Below are 22411 nucleotides of genomic sequence, written 5' to 3'. Positions count from 1 at the left end.
CGTATTTTTTAAAGTTATTATTACGGATTCCCGTATGGAATTAATTATATCTATTTGTTTTCCGCTGAAGATGTTTTAATCTATATCTTAAAACTATTGCTGTTAAAGGCAATATTATTAACAATAAAGGATAAAGTACACAAAAGAAAAAGAAATTTACTTCGTAATACGAAGTCCCTGTAAGATTTGCCAGATTAATTGTGAAATCTGTGCAATACATGTATAACTGTATAACTATGTTGGCTAGTTCATCATTCATTGTTTAGATTTCTTTTTTTTAGCTTTTTAATCAAAAAATAATAATCCAAAATCTTTATTAATGAAAACCACATTATTAAAGGAAACAAAAACACTAAAAAGAATATGTTTGCCATTTTATATCCACCTGTAGCGTGAAGCAATCGGATTATCGAAAAATAAATTATGTCTGTTTGATTTAAATATCTTTTTATAAACTTTACATGATGAGTCTTACAATAACTTGTGTTTTGATGTGCAACCCATGAACATTTATCAGAATATTTAATATCTGAATTTATTGCCTTAACGCCATTAAACTGATAAGGTGGATCAGCAATCTTAAATCTATATACTTCATTGACAAAAACCATTATTAAAAATGGAAAAATTAAGAGGAATATGTTTCGTGTTAGGCGTTTAGTTAACATCTGATGTTTATAATCTAATTAACACTAAAGAACATGAATATAGGTAGATGATCGGATAGTTGTCTGCTTTGGTTAATATTGTCACAATCTTTTACAATATCTATAGAATTTGATTTTGAAACACTAATATTAGTGTAATAAAAATTGTCTATAGAATGACTTAAGTATTTACCAAAAGAACACTTTTGCTTTATTGTGGTCTTTGTGTTTTTTAAAGCATTTGAGTACCCATTACTATAAAAAAGATCCCAAATTTCATGCTCTTCATTTAAGTTAAAATCACCTCCAATAATAATAGAATTATTATCTAAATCTTCAATAATATTTTTTAAGTATACAATTTCTATTTCTGGTTTATCATAATGCTTACGTGAATGATAATTTATAGCACTAAATGTTTTATTATTTTTCTTAATTTGAAAATTAGCAACATAAGGCTCTCTATAAATAACATCTTTATATTTAGAGGCTAAAAAAGGTTTGCTTTTTAATTTTAAAACATTTGTTTTCCATAAAAAAGCATAACGTTCACTCATATGAGACGAAGGACTTTGAGTAGGCATGCTAATGGAATAATCCCATTTAAAACCCATTCTATTTAAGTTATCAGCTATTTTTGCTACAGCTTGAGCTCCTGCAGGATCTTTTCCAACGACTTCTTGTATTAAGACCACATCTGCAACATTTATAATCTTAGAAATTTGATTTAATTCATCATCAGATTTCGTTCTACCTAAATCTTTAATATTCCAACTAATTATTTTAATTTGATTTAAAGAATCAAAAGAAGTATTGCTATTAGACTTAATCTCTCTATTAAAATCTTTAACCTTAGAATCTACAACTAATTCTGGAATTACTTTTCTTGACTTATTACCTTTTGAATTAGGTTTGCAAGATAAAACAAGACTTATAGCACAGAAAAAAAATAAAAAATATAAACCTTTAAATATTTTCATATACTCTTATATCTTTTAAAAACCTGTTATGCTGATAGCCCTCAAACCAATCTAAACTTACCCAGGTACCACTACTATCTTTTCTTGTATCAAATTTGGAAAGACCATAATGTTCTTTTTGATCTTGAGGCAATAAGAATTCTGCAAACGCATGACCATCCTCTTTATCAAACCCACCTATCATACGAGATCTTAGTCCAATTTGTCTAGCCATAGAAGCCATTAGTATTGCAAAATCATCACAATCTCCAGAGTATTGACCTTTATATTTTAATGCTAAGGTTGCTTCTGCAGATCTCCAAGTATCTTTTCCTGTTTCAGGATCAAAAATATAATGCCAATTAGCTTTAACATGTTTTTGCATGGCTAGAATTTGTTCTACTTGTGATATACCAGAATTTAGTTTTATATTTAATTCCATTACCTCCTTTAAAACAAGTCCTTCAACCTGTATTAAGTTACCTTGCGCTTTTGGTATTCTATCTTTAACCAAATTTTTATTAATTGATTGTTTTTCTGAAGGTGTTACAATATCCTCTATCTTAACAACTTTAGGTTTTACAGTTTTATCAATTGTATTTGGTTCTGGTATTGTTTCTTTCTTAGACGCTTCTTCCCTAGCTTTAGCTATTAATTGAGACCTTCCAGAGTTTGAACAACCTACACACGACTTCAAAAAAACACTTAAGACTAGAAGTATTATTAACAAATGTTTGTTTCTCATTTATAATCTATCTTTTCTATTTTAGGAATAATTTGAATTGAGAATCTTTTATTATTTTCTTCTTTAGAGTCTCTACAAAGCCCATTAAACCCACTTCCGCAAATTAATACCTCAACATTGCCACCTCTAAAGTTAATACCTTCTTTATTCCAAAGTTTATATACAGACATAGCTCGTTCAAAACTTTTAGAATATCCATAATCTGAATCTAAGCTAAATTTTTTATCCCAGGTGTTAGCCATATTACCTTCTATAACTAAGAGGTAACTGAACTGAGCATTTTGCTTTCTAAGATTTTTTAAAAACTTGTTTATTTTATGCCCAACTTGGACTACCGTTTTTCTATGAACATCTAAAATTTCTGTTTTGTCTGGCTCAAAAATTTCAATACCAATTAGCTCTTTAGCTACATACTTCTCACAATCATCTAAATAAGAAAAATCTTTATCGTTTTGTAATGGCTCGAACTGTTCCTCTATTTGTAGTATTTTTTTGAGTTGCTCATTTTGAGCTATTATTTTTCCTTGTTCTACCTTAAGTATAACAAAAGTCACTACATACAAGACAAGCATTAAAAAAAACAAACTAGTCATTAAGTCTGCAAAACTTATCCAAAAAAAACCGGTTTTTTTCATTTAATAAAATTTATATATATGTAATAACATGCTCCAGAAATTATGATAACATATGTTAATACACTAAGTGAAGATGCTAGTTTTTGAAACAAACTAGGATTAGGAAATTTTAATTCAGGAATTTTAGTTTCTGATTCTACTTTTATTGGTTTATTATTAATAGTCTCTATAGCTTTTACAATTGAATTGTTTCCATTAGAAATAACTTGTGTTAACCCACTTTCTAAATTTTGTAATCGCTCTTCAATTACATCCAACTTGTTTAATTTGCTTAATAATTCAAATTTAGGTCTTGCAGTATTAAAAGCCTCTTCAGTTCTAACAACTTGTTTTGTCATTACCTCTGTAAAAGACTCTATAGACTTATTAAAAGCAGTAGATAGCTTTGAGTCGTATTCTGAAACAACACTATTATAGGCTTCAAATTGTTTATGAGCAGAACTTGTTAATTCTTCTATAGCTTTAGACATTTTAGAATCTGTATTTGCCACAGCTTCTTTAACAGCATCTTCATAATTAACAAAAGACTTTATATGTGTATTAAAAAACTCTGTTGATTGATTGCTTTTTGCAACAGTACTTTTTATGTCCTCTAATATTACATTAATATTATGTGTATTTGCAACGAACACTTGTAAGTTACTTAACAGGCTAGTTGTATTCAATAAAGACTTATCTAAATGCTCGTAATATTTTGCAAATTCTTGAAATGAGCCCATCATTCCTTGAAGTTGATTAAAGACGTCTAAATTAACTGAAGCTACTTTTTTAACATCAAGTTCTTTTATTTGTTCTATTAAATCTTGTTCTCTTTTTATTGCTTGAGAAGAGTTTTTAACAACACTACCTAATTGAGCGACTACACCAGTGGTACTTCTTGCAAACTTATCTAATTTGTTAGACAAGGTTTGAACTTCTGGAAGTTTTGATTTGTTCATTTTTGGCAAAAGCTCTGATTGCAATAAAGACAAAAACTCATTTTTACCTGCTTCTACTTTAGATTTAGCGATTTTAAAAATACTAACAGAAAACAATGTTGTTATAACAAGACCTGTTACAGAAGCAGCCATAGCTACTTTAACTCCATTTATCAATGGTTTAATAGCTTCTAAAGCTAATGAAGTACTCTCATTAGTAGATGTGTCAAAATTAATAGCGAAAAGCCCAAAAATAATACCTAACATGGTTGCTGCTAACCCAATATAAAGAGGAGCAGGAATTCGATTATTTATTTCATCTTCAACAATTTCTATATACCTATCTGATATATCTTTAAGAATATGAAAATCTATAGAGGCTTCTTTATTTTTAATAAGATAAGTATTAATTGTTGTTGATATATTAGAAAGAGTAGAATTAGTTGAGTGATTTTTCAAATAAGCTATTTCTGTACTCAACTTATCTTCAACTACTTCTTCAGAGAGTATTTTAGAAACATCTCCTTCATTATAAAGCTCTACAGACACTTGTTTTTGAGCTATAGTAGGCATAAAATTAAATATTGATTTATAAGACGAAATCTTTATAAATAATTTAATTCCAAGATATATCTGAAATAAAATCAATACTGTTATTAATATATACTCAATTGTTTGAACTTGGATCATAGCTATATAAACTTAATTTTAACTTTACTTATAACCAACCAATCTTGATTATCTAATTTAACTTCACCTTCTTCTATGACTTCAATGCTTGTTGCATTAATATTAAAGGCATTTTCGTAAACACATGCTTTTTCTAAATAATGATCTGGTGAGTTTAAAGCTCTTGATAAATCAGCATCTTCCAAAAGTGTCAATTCACCTGAAACTTTTGAGGAGCTAAGCTTTATCTTATATAAAGAAAATGGTGCCCTTTCCTTACTGACATCTTCTGCTGAAAACTTACTGTCTTCAAAAGGTGAGGGCAAGAATAGAACCTCTGGTTTTTCTATCATTAAATTTTGAACAATTGGACCTTCTTCTAATAATTCTTGTTTCTCCTCCTTTATCTCTTCAATTACATTTACTCTCTCAGTATTAGGTATTTGTTTTTTATCTGTAAGTTGTCTTTTTAATTCTTCATTTTCTTCTCTAAGGCTAACTATCTCAGCTCTAAGACTAACTATCTCAGCTTGATCACGACTTTGTTTTGCACTTTCAAATGAAGAAAAGTTTGTTTTTTGATTTAATTCTTTAATTCTTGAATTAGCTTTTTTTAGCTGTTGAAAAAAGGTTAATGCAATAATAAATAACACTATAGTTATTACTATTAAGGCTATAGTTTTAGAATCAAAAAAAACATCTACATTTTCTATTTGTTCTTCTGGTATTAGGCTTTCCATTTCAGCCTGAATAAAAATTGATAGCTTCATCTTTTTATGATTGATTAATTGATGATGCTAAACCATACAACAGTCCGGTTAAAGGAAAAAAGAATAAACTTTGAGCAACAGGCTCTTCAGGTATAGAATCATCAGACAATCCTTTTACTCCTTGCATCAAGTAATCAAGCTGATCGTAAGATTTTATTTGATTAAATAATTCTATAGATTTATTAGATAATCCAAATTCTCCTCTAAAATCTAATTCATGGATAAGATCATTAAACAAATCATAGAAACTATTAACATTTTCAATTACACCTTCTAAATATTGTTTATCTAGATCTTTATAGGTAATAACTTCTTTTTGAGAACGAGACTTAGATTGAATTTTTGGAGCATTTCCATTACCTATATTAATCTCTATTAAATCTGTATGTTTAATACCATCTAAATCACTATCTATACTAAAACCACCTTTACAGGTAACTTCTTTAGGATTATCTTTAGACTTCACATCTAAATTAATTAAATCATTACCATATACTTTATTAAAAATTGCCTCAAAAACTTTTGTTAAGCTTGAAAGCTGAGATGTTACATCTAATATTTTTAAAGTTTTTGATCCTGTTCCACTAAAAACAACGTTTCTAGGTTGATCAACACCTTTTAACTTCATCATTTCAGCGATATGATAAATTATTGAAGAATAAAACAGTAAAAAGATGATTTTAAAATCATCATCATTAGCAAGATGTTTATTAAGATCTAAATCAAGATGTTTTTCAACTACATTCTTATTCTCTTTTAGAGAAAACAGATAGTTAATGAGATCTGTAGAAGACATATAATCTCCATAAATTCTTTTTAAAATATTTGCTTCCTCTACAAGCTTGTTTTGATTTAAAACATTTTCAAATACATCTTTATATTTTTGTACAAAACCATTAGACTTAATATTTCCATTAAAACCATTACCAAAAATGGCATTTCCAGCAAACTTGAATGATGTAATAAATTGTGGTTTCTCATCAAAATAGACCATAACATCAGTTGTTCCGCCTCCAATGTCTATAGATATTGAAGGTTTAGCTGCAGTTCTAATACCTTCTTCCTTCTTATAATGATAAAATGGTGCAATACTTTCTGGAAAACTACTTAAATTTTCTTCGTTAATATTAAATATGGCATTAAATGACTCTGACCAAATTCTTTTAAACCTATTCAAATGGTTTGTTGTCATACTAACAGGATAAAACCATATAATTTTAGTTTTAGCCAAATCACCATTATTTTTAAGAACTTTGTTTTTACAAAGCATTAAAATTTCTTCTATGTAATGTTTTACTTGCTTATCATTATTAGACTCATGTGACCACTTTAAATTTGTAAATGTTTTAAGGTATGGTCTGATTGGTTTTTTCTCATATTCAAAACCTATATTAGCATTTGCAAATACAAATGTTGCTAAATCATAATTAACATTAGTATTCTGAAGTAGTGCAGATCTGAATGGCATTTTTACCATCTCATCTTTACCTATTCGCTTAGGTATTATTTCTTGCATTAAATGTGATTCTCCATCATCTATTACTCTAACTGCATCTGTTCTTCGAGAAGCTGAAGCTGGTAATAAAAAAGCAATCTGCTCTTCAGTATCTAAAATATCAAATGCTTTTGCACTTCCTTGCCCCTCAATAGCATATTCTATATGTGTGTTAGTCGTTCCGAAATCTATTGCGAATTTGTATGCATCTCCTCCTGTTATTGTATAATTGTTCCAAAGAGGTATAATGTAGTTCTGACTTTCTCCTACATTTAAACCTATAGCATCAAAATTTTGATCTAAAATGGTTTGACTTGTAATATATGGTTGATCAGATCTCTCCTTGTTTTTTTTAGGTTTTAAAGGATTTTGAGAAGTATCGTTATATAAATTAACTGATAACTTAGTTGAATTATTAGGGAAAATATCAGCTAAACCAATGGTATAATTAAGTTTCACCTCATTACTTTTATTAAATGGATAAATACACATTGCAAGTGACTTTTCTAAAATTACCCCTTTATCTAATTGAACTGCATCTGTCACATTAGAACGTGTATTATAAATCTTTGTATAAGAAATAAAACCTTGTTTGATCGGTATATTTAATTCTACCTGAACACTACTACCCGCAAGTTCCTTTATTTTTAACAAGCTTTTATCAATAAGATCGTTAACAGAAAAATACTTGAAGAACAGAGGTTTTAATGGAATTAAAAACTGACCGTTTCCTAAGGTTAAGAATTTTGATTCATCTATACTGTAAGGCAGTTTTATAATTGTGCTTTCTAAAAAATCGTTCATTGTTAGATAAGGATACTTATCTCCCTGATCTGGTAACAACCTTTCATTTAAAGGCTTACTATCTTGATATGGCACTTTGGTATTACTATCCCATTTATCTTCTGTATATATGTATGGTAAATTCAAGGTTTCTACAGGTAAAACCAAAGGTGTAAGCTCATCAATGTTTTTACTGGATTTTATAGTAAAATCACTTGCTTTTTCTATTAGTGAAGGGTCTTTTTTAAACTGTTTTAATAGTAAGCTTTGAATTACTTCAACAGGTTGACCTAAGTTATTATTATATAGTATTGGCTTAAGAGAATCTAAATAAGATGTTGCATCTTGATTCATTAATTCTCCATGTAATGATGGATTATAACTATATAATTTATCTATCGTTTTTCTTATATAGCTATTAAACTCAGGAAAATATATATTAAAATTAGGTCTTTTAGAAAGTGCTACTAAATATTTTATATAATTTGGATCTCTCCTGTAGAGAGGTAAAAGCATATCATCTAGCATTGTATCTTGACCAAATCTTATATCTGTCCCTATTGCATCTGGTGCTGCAAAAAAGAGTGTCCTAGGTGAAGTTCCCCCAATAATTTTATGCCTATAAAGTAAAATGTATATATTATTAAATTCATTAAAATTATATTGATTACTATCTTGTTGAAAGAATAACTTTAATGTTTCTCCTAAATGCTTTTGATGTTGATTTGAACTTAAAAGTGTATTTACCCCTTTTTCCTTATTCCATACAATTAAACTTAAATCATCTTGATGTTTATCATAGTTAAAAAATAACTGACCTATATCTAAAGCATCTGAAACAAGTTTGTGATTATCGCTAGCTACAGCCTTGCCATTTCTTGTTATACCATCTAAATTACCATTGGCTCCAATAGCACTGAACGCAGTTCTAACTAAATCTATTCTTGCAAATGGACTAGGTATAGAAGTTGGTAATTTTTTGCCATCACCACCATCAGTAACTATATTGTCTATTAATGTGGCATTTATTTTATCTGAAGTAAACCAGTCTGTATTATGAGCGCCTTCATTATGAATTCGAAAAACTTTTTTTGCCATTACTTTTAATTTAGAATTTTAGTTATTTGTGTAGTAAGAACTTCATCCAAAATTTTCAAGAATCTTGAAGGTTCTGATTCGTCATCATGTTTTTTACTTTTCGCAATTGTATGAGCTTCTTTTATTATTTGATTAGCACTCGCTTTATTCTTCTTCAAAAAACCACCTCTTTCTACATCTTTCCCTTTCACAAAATCTAGAAGCGTATCGTGTTCTTGATTATCATGATATGGTGCGAAAGAAACATCATTATCTTCCATCTCATCCATCCATTCATCAAAGTATTGAATGAACTTCAAAAAATAACTTCTGTAAAATTCTTGATTATAAAACTCTCGACTTATCCCGTTATCCTTTCTGTTGAATTCTCCTAAATTTTGAAATAAAACATCTAAAGATTTATTAAGAAACTTTGACAAAAGCACCATTTTGGAAAGAGGAACACTTATTTGATTCTTTGACCACTGACCCAAATGATCTAGCTTAAGTTTACTACCTTCATGTGGTTCTATACCAAATTCTTTTATTATTGTTGAATCATTTTCAGTTAGACTGTTAAAATCTTTAGTAAAGTCTATTATAGATAAAGCTCCTGCTAATTCAAGAAAATGAGCATTGTTTCTCTGATCACTTTTCCCTTCTGAATAAGGCATGTTATTATTTGAGTAATCTCCTAAATAATAAAAAGCGTTAATGGTTTCCTTATTATCAAAAATAGCATGCTGATAATAACTCAAAGCTGCTTTAGATTTACTAAAAAAAGTGGTTGAATCTATAGCTTTACTATTATCATTTGAATTAGCAACTTTAAAGTATGGCAAATAGGATATTGCACCAATTTTTGAACTACTAATTATGTTACTGTTTTCTATCTCGGGTTTATTGAGTCTTAAATTTTTCAATAATAAAGGAAAACCCGATGCTCCTGTACCACCAAATATTGAACTAATAATAAAAATTGCATCACCTGGATTAAAGGATCTAGTAAACTCTTTGTATTCTGGTGAATCGGTAAATTTATTTAATACAATGCTACCTATATTAGGATTTCCTTTAAACCCAACAGTCATGTCAGACTCTAAATTATTTTTGCTAAATAACAAATCAATAAGAGCTTGATTTTCTTTATCCAATCCATTATAATCTATAAATTCTCCAAATTTCTGACCAGTATTAGTCATACCGAACTTAAAATGATCTGAAACACTTGGAAGTTTATCATTTAACAATTGCTTCAAGGTTAAAATTTTAGTAGCAAATAACTGATTATCTTCTCCTACCGAATTGTAAATATTTTGATATTTTGTTAGTATATCTGCTGTCCTATTTAAATCCCCATTTGCAGCATCTGGATCTATAATAATAGGCACTAACGTATCAAAATCGTTTTGAAGTTTTACACCTGAAGCAAGTAACATTGTTAGAGATTTTAAAACTCTTGACCCAGTACCTCCTATTCCGAATACATATAATTTTGCCATATTTAAAAAGGATTTTTAGTATTTGCTGCACTTAAATATTTCATTAGCACAGATAAAAGCATTGCAGTAATAACACCGTATAAAAAAGTAATAGCAGCCATTTGAATAATAAAATATTCAGGATTAATAGCATTTGGTTGGCTTGAGCTATAACTTGCAATAGACATTAGGACTTCATTATTATTATACAATAACACACAACAAACTATAAGCATCAATATACCTGAACAAACCGTTGTTAATAACCATTTAAGGCGAGGTTTTTTAATAGGATCTAATACTTTATAAAACACCAACAAACAAACAAACGATACCACTAAGTATGCAATTCCAAGTTTTTGAAAATCAAAAGCATTAAATACAGCATCTAATAAATCAGAATACAATTCGTAATTAAACCAAGGGTCGTAAAGACTAGCTACAAAATCATTGAACATTATATTTTTATTTTTAGGTTAATAGTTAAGTAATTGGAATTATTGGATTTTTTTTGATAAGCTTTTGAAATACCTTGAATCAGTTGATCAAAAGCAAAGGTTGTTTTCTCTTCCCCTTTTATTTCACAATCATTTGTTGTTCCTGATTCCTTTATCCATTCTGGCAAATTTTTATTTAAACTAATTTCTAATTCTCCAAACAAATTAGTTTGCGCACTAACAGTTATAATATGTGTAAATTCTACTTTGTTTGCTTCTTGAATTTTATTTAGCTCTTTATAAGTCCTGCTGTTTTTTTCAACATCATCAATATTTTGTATATCTAATATTTCATAACCCATTTCTTGAGATATACTATAATTCCCTAAATCTTCTAAATAAGAATTTGGCAGGTCTGTATTTGAAAAGTCTACAGCCACTCCAAATTGAAATACGTTTTCTTTATTTTCTCCCTTACTATATCTAGAAGCCTTAGATTTTTCCACATCAATTATTTCTGTAAAAAAACTACTTCCTCTTTTTGCAGGTTTAAAATGCCCTATTTTTTCTTCACCTTGAGATAAAATTGTATAAATAGGTTTGGATTGTAACGAAGACAAAAACCTTGCTTGCTCATTATACCCAGGAAGTTCTGTAACATTAACTATGTCTTTTAAAGCTTTATCTATAACTGAGCTATCACCAAATAATAGCATGTAATAAGGACGACTTTGATTAATTTTAATCGCTTTTTTACCTGGTTGACAAGTTTCAGAATAGTATGTTCCCTTAAATTTTGAAGTTAATTTTAAAACTACAGTTTCTGTATTTTTACTTTTCAATGATTTTTGAAAAGCTTGTTCTATTTTTATTGGAACAATATCAATATTTCCATCAGTAACTGAATAAATCCCATCTGTAACAACAATACTTAAACTATTATTTTCAGATGCAGAATTTATAGCGTTTGAAAAAATAAATTGATGATCAGAATTGCTTATATCTCCTACCTTAATTTGTTTTTTATTTATCTTCTCTAAGATATTTGATTGTTGATGCTCATTAGAGTTTACAAAGAAGGATTTATTATCATAATTTTGAATGTTACCTACAACTCTATACATTACTTTTAGAAACTCTGTTCCTTCGAGGTAACCGTTCATACTTGCAGAATTTTCGAAATAGAAATTAATACTATAAGGATTTTCTTTGGAAGGTGTGTTTTCAAGTATATTTTCAAACCTTTTTTCTAAAGAATTTATAGTTCTAATATTTTCTGATGAAAGTTTAAAATCCTTTTTTCTTTCAATAAAATCATTGAAAGAATCAAGCTTCTGACTCCTTACATCTGAATTGTAGTTGTTTTCAGTATTCTCTACAAATGACTCAAACCTGTTCAAATAATTATCTAAATCATAACTATTATCTCTTTTACAACTAATTATAATAACAAAAGAAAATAAGGTTAAATAAGCTGAATATATTTTCATAAATAATGATTAAAAATTAAATGATTTTGGACGCTAAATATTTCTGAACTTTATATACATCAATGCTTTTATTAAATTTCTTACTAACAGAAGGTATATTTTCGCTTGAAATCCAAATTTTAAGTTCTGCATCTAAATCAAAAGTCCCTGAAGTCTCTAAAGAAAACCTTGAAATACTTTTGTAAGGCATTGATTTGTATTCTATTTTACTACCTGTTAACCCTTGGACATCTATAAGAATTAATCTTTTATTAGTAAACATAAAAACGTCTCTAAATAGTTTAAATCCTAATTCTATCTCTTCCTCATTTATTAAGAGCCTTGAATATTTTTCACTTAATTTTTCTGATGATGCTTCACTAGCATTACCAAGTATTTTATTGATTAATCCCATATTTTTTTTAATTAATAGATAGTAAACTTAACAACAATACAAGAATATATTTTACGGATAACCGTAAAAATTAAAGATGTTAATAATGATTATTTAACCTTTTTATTAAGGCGTATTGATTTAATAAAATAAATACTTAATGGAGTAGATACGGTTTTTCATTTGATTAATTAGCGATTAAATAGTTTGGTTGGAATAAAACTAAGTAAATTCTATCTCTTTAAAAAGTTAAATCCGCATTTAATTACCATTAAAATTAATTTTGCATATAATTACAATGATATTCCACAGCACTCAACAAAATTCAAACGAAATCAACAACGGATCAACAACGGATCAACAAAAATCAACAACAAATCAACAGAAAAACAACACTAAACAACACTAAAACAACCTAAAACCAACATAGCAAACAACTATTTTCAACAAAGCAAACAACATATACCAACCTTAAATTCCAACATCAAAACAACGTTAGAAGATAAAAAACAACCCAAAAAACATTAAATTCACGTTTCAACCAACGCTACCAACATAACCAACTTTAATTAAGTATTCTTTAATGCTAAACTTTTAAATTAAAAACACGCTCTAGTATATAATTCTCTGCTTCTTGGTTTGCTTGCTCTTTAATAGCTTTTAATTTTTCTTTCTTTAATTCCGCTTTTGATTTTTTTACAACTTTAGTTTCAACTGTTTCTGGTTTTAGTTTTTTATCTAAGTTGTCAATATCAAAATCTTTGATTTTAGAATTTGGAAAAGTATCTTTTATATTATTTAATGTGTTTTTATTTAACCAAGAATTGTTATTAAGCGGTGGGAAATTATGTGGCCTAAATTTAGCATCAAATTCTTCTTTATGTTTTATCAGAAAATGATACTGATTTATAAATGATGACTTTATATTACTTTCTGCTTCAGGAATATCTGTGTAGATATTTTTAGAAAAATATTCAGCTAAAAAAATAGCACCATTCATTGACTCTACATATTTATCTAATATATAATTAAAGTTATCCTTGTTATGTTCTAGTTTTAAATTATTTAAATAAAAAATGTTTTGATTCAATAGAGATGATTTTCCTAATAAATTAAAAACCTCCGTTACAGTAGGTTTTATATCATATCCATCTTTATCAATTATAAAAGGCTTATTAACTAATTTCAATAATTGTTCATCTTCAGCTTTATCTATAAAGTTTAGAAAACGCTGTGGTAAATAAATAATTGAAACATAGACTAAACCAATATTCAATTTTGTTGTTATTTCACTTAAATTTTGACCCATTGATTTTTAAAAATAATTTGAATAATCTTCTGGTAATTCTACATCTATTTCTCTTAAATAAGCTTGAAGCGCAGCCATAGATTCATGCCCTGTAATTTGCATTAATCTGCTTTTAGTTTCGTAAGGCGAATACTGCTCTGCTAACGAACGGTATACTTTAGTGATAAACGTATGTCTAAAACTATATAAACCATATTCTGAACCTAATTTAAACTTATCTTTTACCACCGTTTTAAAACGTGTTGTGTAATATCCTCTTTTACTGTCGTCTCCAAGATCCCAAACGCCGCCAATTTGTTGTTTATTAAACAAGTGATCATCTGCTCTACACTTTGACAAGTCGGGTAATACATCATACAAAATAGATGGTATAATTCTAGTTTTATAATTTTTATTTTTAGCTCGATAGCTAATCGTTTTTTCTTTAAGATTTATGTCTCCTATCTTAAGTCTACAAACTTCTATTGGTCTTAAAAAGCTGTAGCTTAAAAATTTAATAAAAAGTAACAAAGTTTGATCTTCCTTTTCTAGATATTCAAAAATTTCATTTTGTTGTTCTTCGGTATAAGTTTTATGTCTAACCGATTGCGTTTTTAGCTTTTTAATATTCTTTATGTTGTTAATTGGTAGAATATCATTATCAACCAACGTTGTATAAAAACTGCTTATGCTGGCTTTGTAATTATTTCTATTTCTAGCAGAAGAACTTAATAATACTTCATTTAAATACATTACCACAACAGCTTTATCTACATCTTCAATATATTTTAGATGTTTTTGTTTCTGATCTAGCCATTTTTTAAAACGTCTTAAATTACTTGAATAACCTCGAAAACTTGTCGCTCTTAAAGATTTTTCTTTTAACGTTAAATCAAGTTCTATTGCTTCTTCAATAGTGGTTTTATTTTTTTTGTTCTGAATTTGTTGCGTTGCTTCTTTTTTCTCTAAAATATTCACTTTACCCTCGGTCTGATTATCTGAGGGTATAATATTTTGCTTTAATTCTTGATGCTGATTTTCATTTACATTTTGGTGATCATTTACCTTTAATGTTGGATGATCATTTTCAGCTTTAACTACCGTATTTACAGGTGTTACAACTGCTTTATCTACTACGTTGTTTTGAACGGTTTTTGAATTTTGATTAGAAACAACCGAACCAACATTGGTTGTATCTAATTGTGTTGGCGTATTAAGTTTTGTATGCAGTTCTGTATTATCCTCATATGGACTATAGCCTTGCTTTAATAACTTAACTAAAACACGTCTATAAATAGACAATACTGCTAAGCGTTCTTCTTTTGTTTTAAATGTATTTGCGTTGCCATATATAGGCGTTTGGCGTTTTAATTTTCCTGTCTTAGGATCTTCATATGAAAAATAGACATACCAGCGCTTTGATAAGTCGTTGTTTCCCATATAAATTTTAGGCTCGGAATAAGTCTTCTTCATAGTTAAATCGTATGCATAATCGTATGCACTTTCGTATTCACTTTGTATTAACTCCTGAAAAGTAAGCATAAAAAAACGGTTTGTGAAGACACAAACCGTTAATTTTAGTAGCTTTAAGCTTAGTAGCGGGAACAGGACTCGAACCTGTGACCTTCGGGTTATGAGCCCGACGAGCTACCTACTGCTCTATCCCGCGATATTGGACTGCAAATATACAATCAATTTTAGATATAACAAGCATTTATATTAAAAAAATTATTGTTCGATATTAATTGCTTCAAAACCAACCAATTCTAAATCATCAAATACTGCAGAAATTTGTATAGGATTACAGCATACTTCACAATCCTCAACATACGTTTGATTTGTTACACTAGAGTCTAACAACATTGATATTTCTTCCCAACAATAAGGACATGTAAAAAAATGTTCTATCATATATATTATAAAAAAAGCCAATCTGTTATAGATTGGCTTTGATTTGTTTTGGATTAAAGTAATTAATCTTTATCTACAACTGTATCGTTTTCTAAGAATAATGACACCTTTTTTGGGTTGTCATTTACAACAGTAATATACTCATTATTTAAATTATTATCACTAACCATAACTAAAGTTAGATTTTCTAATTGTGCTAATTGAAATGGTAAAGCACCTGTTAACTCGTTATTTGATAATACTAATTCTTCTAAATTAGTTAATTCTACAATAGTTTCAGGGATTTCTCCGTTTAATTTATTATCTAATAAACTTAATTTTTTAAGTTGAGTTAATTGATTTATTGCATAAGGTATAGTCCCATTTAAATAGTTACTTCCTAATTCTAGGCTTTGTAGATTAGTTAAGTTTGTAATAGAATTTGGAATTTCACCTTCAAATTGATTGCTATATAAAGCTAATGTTTGTAATTGCTTTAAATCTCCAATCCACGTTGGAATAGCGCCATTAAATTGATTTAAAAATAATTCTAAATGTTCTAGTGATTGTAAGTTAGATAGAGACTGTGGTAAATTACCTGATAATTTATTAAATCCTAATTTTATAGATTTAAGATTTACTAAATCTCCTATTTGTTCTGGTAATTGACCTTCTAAGTTATTAAAAGCTAAATCTAAAGCAATAACTTGAGCATTTTCTACAGTAACACCATGCCATGTAGATATTGGTGATTCTAAATCCCAAGTAGTATTCCAACTAGCACCATTTGTACTATTGTAAAGTGCTAATAAGGCATCTTTTTCAGAAGTAGAAACCTCTGCAAAACAAAACATTGTTGTTAGTAAAAAGATGAAGGTTAGTTTAAGGTTTTTCATAATCGCTATAGAATTAAATCTAATACTAATTAAAAGTAGCTCTAAAGCAGATTAATGACAAATCGTTTCGATTAAATGCACAAAACTTTAACATTACGTTTCAAAAAACATGCATTTCGTCGATGTTTTTAGTTTTATTGAATATACTATTCTGCAATTACCGATAAAAACATGCAGTTAATCGTGAAAATTAACTAAAACGGAACGTTTAGCAATTCTCCACTAATTTGAAGCAATTGAAGCTCGGCTAATTTTGCCGAAAACTTAGCTTGATTTCGGCTTAATTCTGCAGTTAAAAGATTTAATTGGGCTTGTCTAAATTCGATTGAATTTACCTGTCCGATTTTGAATTTTTCTTGTGTTCTATCAAAGTTATTTTGAGCTGTTAAAATATTAGTTTCCTGTATATTATAAATCTCTAATTTATTTTGATAATCGTCCCAAGCATTTTCAAAATTTGTTTTTATTGTAAGTAAGATATTCTCTTTTTGTAATTGCTGTGTTTGCAGATTAATTTTAGCATTTTTTACTCTTGTAATAGTGGTACCACCATCAAATAAATTCCACGTTAAATTCAATCCGCCAGATAATCCTGTATTTGTAGATACAGCCACAAAAGAAGCTGCATTATTATTACTTTTATTCCAACCGTAAGATCCTGTTAGACCTAATGTTGGCAAATAACCCGATTTACCTGTTTTAATATCTAACTGGCTTATCGCTATATTTTTTTCGGTTTGTAATAAAGCTACATTACGTTTTTTAGCGTTTTGATATAGACTATCTTTTTTAAATTGTAATGTAAAATCTACTTCGGTTTCTACATTAAAATCTTGAAGCAACTCTTCGCCTAACACTAATTTTAAGTCACGTTTTGCTATTTTAATTTGTTGTTTTGTATTGATTATATTTATACTATCTGTATTAATATCTACTTGCGCATTTAAAACTTCTAATTTGGTGTTTTGCCCATAATCAAATTGGTATTGAGCTCTTGTTAATCTATCTTTTGTTACCGCTAATGTTTGATTTAATGTTTCTAAATTATCCGACAATTGCGCTACATTGTAGTAAACAGTTAATAATTGAACAATTGTATTTTCTATTGTTTCTCTTGCTTGAAGCTCTGATAATTGATATTGCTCTTTTAAAATTTTGTAGTTGTAACGTCTACCAAAACCATCAAAAAGGGTATAATTTAGATTAATTCCTGCATTGTATCTAGAGCTTTCTGCGCCAGATAATGTTGTTGTTGTACCGTTAGAAAATTGCGCTTCTGTATTATCTACATTGTAAGTTGCACCAGCTGTTCCTGTTACTGTTGGCAAATATCCAGAGTTTAAAATCTCTGCATTATTTTTAGCAACTTCAACATTGTTTTTGGCAATTTTTACGCCGTAATTATTTTCTAAAGCGGTTTGAATAGCTTCATCTTTAGTTAACAATTCTTGCGCATTTATTGTATTAATTGACATTACAATTAATACAGTAGCGATTAAAATTTTAATGTTTATTGACATCGTTTTGTTCTATAATTGCGCGTTCTACTTCTTCTTTTGTAACATCTTTACCTGTTGCTAACCATTTTACATTTTTCTTTATAGCATTACTAAAAGATAAAAATAAAGGCAATACTAATAAGGTTAATACTGTAGCGTAACCAATACCATATGAAATTGAAATCGCCATAGGCTTTAAAAATTGTGCTTGTCTACTTTGCTCAAATAGTAATGGTGCTAATCCAGCGATAGTTGTTAATGACGTTAGGAAAATGGCTCTAAATCTAGATTTTCCAGCTTCTGCTAAGGCTTGATCAAATTGCATACCTTCTTTAAGATTACTATTAAATTTACCAATTAACACTAATCCATCGTTTACCATGATACCTATTAATGCAATTATACCTAATAACGAAAGTACATTTACTGGAAATCCAGAAATCCAATGTCCCCATGCAACAGCTGTTAAACTAAACGGAATTAATAATATTAACAGTAATGGTTGTGAGTAACTTCTAAAGGTAAATGCTATGGTAATGTATATTAAAAGTAATATTGGTATTCCTGCTTTTGCTAGAGAACTATTTAATTTATTAAACTCTCTATTTTGTCCTTCAAAAGAAGCTGTTAGTGTTGGATATTTAGATTGTAAGGTTGGTAAAAAATTATTTTTTATATCGTCTAAAATATCGTTTGGACTTGTTCCTGGATCTTTTAAATCTGCATAAACTTGAATTTCTCTTTTACCTTCCAAGTGATTGATAGCAACATCACCTCTAACTATCGAATAATCTGCAATATCTTTTAAAGTAACACGTTCGCCAGTTGGTGTAACAATTCGCATTGCATCTAAATCGTTAATAGAACTTCTGTTGTTTTTATCGTAACGAACCCAAACTCTAATTTCGTCTTGACCACGTTGAAAACGTTGCGCTTGCGCACCAAAAAAACCAGATCTAACTTGCGCCATTACGGTTCTTAAATCCAAACCTAACAAATAAGCGTTGTCTTTTAATTGTAATCTAATCTCTTTAATTCCTGCTGGATCATTATCACCAATATCCTTTAATAATGGATTAGATTGCAGATTGGTTTTTAAAGCGTTTTTGGCTGCTTTTAATTCTTCAATATTATTACTTAATAGTGACACTGAAACAGGACTACCACCAAAATTTCCTCCAGATCCATAAATTAATCGTTCTGTACCAATTACTGGACCAACTAACTCTTCTAATCTATTGGTGACTAGAAAAGATTGTATCGCATCTGGTCGTTCTTCTCCTGGTAATAAATTAATGCGCAAGGTAGCTGTAGAGCTACTATTAATCTCTACAATCGTGTTTTCAAAAAGTTGTTTTCCTGTTCCTTTTAAAAATTTTTCTGTTAATTCTTCATTTACAATAAATGCTTTTTCTTCGATCATTGAAATTATAGAATCTGTAATTTTTACATTTGTTCCAGCTGGCATTACTAGCTCTATATTTGCTGCGTCACTAGCTATTCTAGGAAAAAATGCTGTTTTTATAATTCCGCCACCTAGTGCACCAAAAGTTAGCACTAAAAGTGCTACAAAAATACCTAGAGTTAATAGTTTAAATTTTAATACAAAATCTATAACTGGTGCATAAATTTTATCTCTTAAATAGGACATAAAATTATCTCCAGCTTTATTAATACCACGCATTATAGCAAAAAAACCTTTTGATTTTTTAGCATGAATATCTTCCTTTTTTATTCTTAATGCTTTTGAATGTGCTAAATGCGCTGGTAGAATTATCAATGCTTCTACTAATGAAACTACTAGCGTTAATATTACTATTACCGAAACTTCACCAAAAAATTCTCCTATACGACTATCTAAAAAGAAGAATAAAGAAAAGGCTAAAAGCGTAGTGATTATAGCAGATACTACTGGCGGAATTACTTCTAAAGTTCCATCTATTGCTGCTTGTACTGGTTTTTTTCCTTTTTCGTAATGCTGATAGATATTTTCTGCAATTACAATTCCATCGTCAACTAAAATACCTATAACGATAATCATTCCGAATAATGAAAGTACGTTTATAGTTACATCAAATTGACCTGCAAACGCAAACATACCTAAAAACGAAATTGGTAAACCAAAAGCTACCCAAAGTGCCAATCTTGTATTAAGAAAAACCGATAGAAAAACTAAGACTAGTAAAATACCAACTACAGCATTCTCTGTTAATAATTGTGTACGTTGTTTTAAGGTAATAGATAAATCTCTTACCACATCTAATCGCACTTTATCATACTTTTGATTATAAGTTTCTATATACTCATTGACTTTATCTGCAGATGAAATTAAATCTTCGTTATTTGTACTAGTTATAGTTATATTAACTGCTAATTCTTGATTAAAATAAGTAGCGTTTGGTGTTTCTGAAAAACGATCTCTTATTATTGCTACATCTTTTAACCTAATCACTTTTCCGTCTGAAGATGCTTTGACTACAATATTAGAAAGTTCTTTGCCATAATATTCTCTATTATTTGCGCGAATTAAATACTCTTCTGCTTCGGTTTTTACATTTCCTCCAGTTACTAAAATATTGGCATTACTAACTGCTGTTGCTACATCGTTAAAGGTTAAATTATAGGCTAGTAAATCAAGCTCGTCAACTGCAATTTCAATTTCTTCATCAGGAAAACCAGAAATAGAAATTTGCGAAATACCATCTATTGCACGTAAATCGGTTTCTACCTGTCTTGCCAATTGTTTTAAAGTGACTAAAGGAATGTCTTTTCCGCTTAACGCGAAAGAAATTGTTTCTCTAACCGCTTCTTGTTTAGATACTACTAATGGCTCCATTCCTGTTGGAAAAGAAGGTACTCTATCTACAGCATTTTTAACTTCAAGAAGCATAAAATCTAGGCTTTCGCCTTTTTCAATTTCTACAGTAATCGTTCCGCTATTTTCTCTAGACACAGAAGTGACTCTATCTATTCCTTTTAATCCTTTTAAATTGTCTTCTATTTGAAGTACAATACCTTCTTCTATTTCTTGTGGTGATGCACCAGGATACGTTATTGCAACGTTTATAATTTTTGATTCTGTAAGCGGAAAAAACGATGATTTTAATGAAAATGCACCTATAACTCCAAAAACAAAAAACGCAATTAAAAAGACGTATACAGCAACGTGATATCGTATAAAGTATTCAATTAGTTTTCTCATTATTTAATCGAATCTTTTTTTTGTGTTAAAGTTTGAACTTTCATTCCTGCATAAGCACCAGGAACTGGTTTATTTAAAATTACTGTACCGTTTGGTATGTCTTTTAAAATCACTTTTGTATCTGAAAAATGTATTGGTTTTGCTGGTAAAACCTGTAACACACTATCGTTGACTACATAAATCTCTTGACTGTCTAATAGTAAATTTCGATCTATTTGTATAGCATTATCTACCTTTTGTGCATTTAGATTTGCCTCTAAATACATACCTTCTTTTAAATCTGAATGAGAAACTTCTATAAATACCGTAATGGTTTGTGTTGTAGCATCTATACTACCATTTACACGAGAGACAATACCTTGATAGGTTTTGGTTTTTTCTAAATTATTTAAGCTAACGTTTTCGCCTTCTTTTAAAACATCTGCGAAAGATTTACTTATTGCAACTTCCATCTCGTAAGTTTCAGGATTAATAAATTCTCCTAATTTTTGACCATTTCTTACCAAAGTACCTTCGGTTACTAATGCTTCTGTTAATATACCAGAAAATGGTGCTGTAATACGGTATTTTGCTAAACGTTGTTCTAGATTTTTAACGTTATAATAGGCGCTAACAATACCTCTTCCCGTGATAAAATAGTTTTCTTTTTCGTTAGAAATTTCTGGAAGTTTAGGTGTTGTTTTATTTAAATCAAAACTGTTAAGATAGTTTTGCCACTTTTGAAAAACGTCTGGAAAATCCAATCTTAAATCCGGCATTATTGCAGCGATGCTATTATACAAGTTGCTTTTTGCAGATTGTACGCTAGCATAATATTCGGCAGCATCTATACTAATTAAAGTTTCTCCTCTGTTATATTTTGTTCCGGCTTTAAATAGCTTTTTACCAGTTTTAAATATACCTTGTACTTCTGAGTATAACTCTACTCTTTGTTTTGCTGTAAGATTACCATTTGCTGGAATAACTATTGGAACTGTTGTATTTTGTACTGTATCTACAATAACAGTTTTAACTACTTTTGGAATTACTGGCTTAGGTTGGTTTTTATTATCTATAAGCTTTTTTGCAATAAATATTGAAACACCTATTAGTATTATACCTATTATACTTAGTATATTTTTGCGCATTGGTTAGTTTTTAAAGTACTTAGACTACAAA

At 28.9% G+C, this 22411-nt stretch carries 17 protein-coding genes and 1 tRNA gene; all 18 read right to left on the bottom strand.

Features of this window, described 5'->3' with window-relative positions; translation table 11 throughout:
* Positions 1-682: 682 nt before the first annotated feature.
* The 18 genes from IFB02_RS08110 to IFB02_RS08025 all read right to left on the bottom strand — a co-directional run bounded on the left by IFB02_RS08110 (position 683) and on the right by IFB02_RS08025 (position 22380).
* Positions 683-1627 carry an endonuclease/exonuclease/phosphatase family protein gene (locus tag IFB02_RS08110; protein ID WP_191072633.1) on the bottom strand — a complete coding sequence of 315 codons (945 nt, stop codon included), beginning with the start codon at positions 1625-1627 and terminating at the stop codon, positions 683-685.
* Positions 1614-2351: a transglutaminase-like domain-containing protein gene (locus tag IFB02_RS08105; RefSeq protein ID WP_191072632.1), complete on the bottom strand. Its 738-nt coding sequence runs from the start codon at positions 2349-2351 to the stop codon at positions 1614-1616. Before IFB02_RS08105 ends, IFB02_RS08110 begins: the two co-directional genes overlap by 14 nt.
* Positions 2348-2986 carry a hypothetical protein gene (locus IFB02_RS08100; protein ID WP_191072631.1) on the bottom strand — a complete coding sequence of 213 codons (639 nt, stop codon included), beginning with the start codon at positions 2984-2986 and terminating at the stop codon, positions 2348-2350. Before IFB02_RS08100 ends, IFB02_RS08105 begins: the two co-directional genes overlap by 4 nt.
* Positions 2983-4476, bottom strand: coding sequence for a hypothetical protein (locus tag IFB02_RS08095; protein ID WP_191072630.1), 1494 nt, complete (start codon positions 4474-4476; stop codon positions 2983-2985). Before IFB02_RS08095 ends, IFB02_RS08100 begins: the two co-directional genes overlap by 4 nt.
* A gap of 119 nt (positions 4477-4595) precedes the next feature.
* Positions 4596-5342, bottom strand: coding sequence for a hypothetical protein (locus tag IFB02_RS08090; RefSeq protein WP_191072629.1), 747 nt, complete (start codon positions 5340-5342; stop codon positions 4596-4598).
* A gap of 4 nt (positions 5343-5346) precedes the next feature.
* A complete protein-coding gene (locus IFB02_RS08085; protein ID WP_191072628.1) occupies positions 5347-8718 on the bottom strand; it encodes a cell division protein FtsA in 3372 nt (1123 codons plus the stop codon).
* Positions 8719-8723: 5 nt separating this feature from the next.
* The gene (locus tag IFB02_RS08080; protein WP_191072627.1) at positions 8724-10199 is read right to left on the bottom strand and encodes a hypothetical protein; all 1476 of its coding nucleotides are present in this window, start codon (positions 10197-10199) and stop codon (positions 8724-8726) included.
* A gap of 2 nt (positions 10200-10201) precedes the next feature.
* The gene (locus tag IFB02_RS08075) at positions 10202-10636 is read right to left on the bottom strand and encodes a hypothetical protein (RefSeq protein ID WP_191072626.1); all 435 of its coding nucleotides are present in this window, start codon (positions 10634-10636) and stop codon (positions 10202-10204) included.
* Positions 10636-12105, bottom strand: a complete 1470-nt coding sequence (locus tag IFB02_RS08070; protein WP_191072625.1) for a hypothetical protein — start codon at positions 12103-12105, stop codon at positions 10636-10638. The genes IFB02_RS08075 and IFB02_RS08070 overlap by 1 nt, the downstream gene beginning before the upstream one ends.
* A 16-nt stretch (positions 12106-12121) precedes the next feature.
* A complete protein-coding gene (locus tag IFB02_RS08065; RefSeq protein WP_191072624.1) occupies positions 12122-12499 on the bottom strand; it encodes a PH domain-containing protein in 378 nt (125 codons plus the stop codon).
* 565 nt (positions 12500-13064) lie between these two features.
* Positions 13065-13787: a hypothetical protein gene (locus IFB02_RS08060; RefSeq protein ID WP_191072623.1), complete on the bottom strand. Its 723-nt coding sequence runs from the start codon at positions 13785-13787 to the stop codon at positions 13065-13067.
* A gap of 6 nt (positions 13788-13793) precedes the next feature.
* A complete protein-coding gene (locus IFB02_RS08055; protein ID WP_191072622.1) occupies positions 13794-15308 on the bottom strand; it encodes a tyrosine-type recombinase/integrase in 1515 nt (504 codons plus the stop codon).
* A gap of 54 nt (positions 15309-15362) precedes the next feature.
* Positions 15363-15435: transfer RNA gene (locus IFB02_RS08050), tRNA-Met, on the bottom strand.
* 59 nt (positions 15436-15494) lie between these two features.
* A complete protein-coding gene (locus tag IFB02_RS08045; RefSeq protein ID WP_106687786.1) occupies positions 15495-15677 on the bottom strand; it encodes a CPXCG motif-containing cysteine-rich protein in 183 nt (60 codons plus the stop codon).
* Between the two features lie 62 nt (positions 15678-15739).
* Positions 15740-16552 (bottom strand): Two component regulator three Y domain protein, encoded by an 813-nt coding sequence (locus IFB02_RS08040; RefSeq protein ID WP_106687787.1) that lies wholly within the window; start codon positions 16550-16552, stop codon positions 15740-15742.
* Between the two features lie 194 nt (positions 16553-16746).
* Positions 16747-18072, bottom strand: a complete 1326-nt coding sequence (locus tag IFB02_RS08035; RefSeq protein WP_106687788.1) for a TolC family protein — start codon at positions 18070-18072, stop codon at positions 16747-16749.
* Positions 18056-21253 (bottom strand): efflux RND transporter permease subunit, encoded by a 3198-nt coding sequence (locus tag IFB02_RS08030; RefSeq protein WP_191072621.1) that lies wholly within the window; start codon positions 21251-21253, stop codon positions 18056-18058. Before IFB02_RS08030 ends, IFB02_RS08035 begins: the two co-directional genes overlap by 17 nt.
* Positions 21253-22380, bottom strand: a complete 1128-nt coding sequence (locus tag IFB02_RS08025; RefSeq protein ID WP_191072620.1) for an efflux RND transporter periplasmic adaptor subunit — start codon at positions 22378-22380, stop codon at positions 21253-21255. Before IFB02_RS08025 ends, IFB02_RS08030 begins: the two co-directional genes overlap by 1 nt.
* Positions 22381-22411 lie beyond the last annotated feature (31 nt).

The organism is Mesoflavibacter profundi (assembly GCF_014764305.1).
In the GTDB taxonomy this organism is placed as follows: Bacteria; Bacteroidota; Bacteroidia; order Flavobacteriales; family Flavobacteriaceae; genus Mesoflavibacter; species Mesoflavibacter profundi.
The sequence above is the reverse complement of the archived record's forward strand: the minus strand, read 5'-3'. Positions and strand labels throughout refer to the sequence as shown.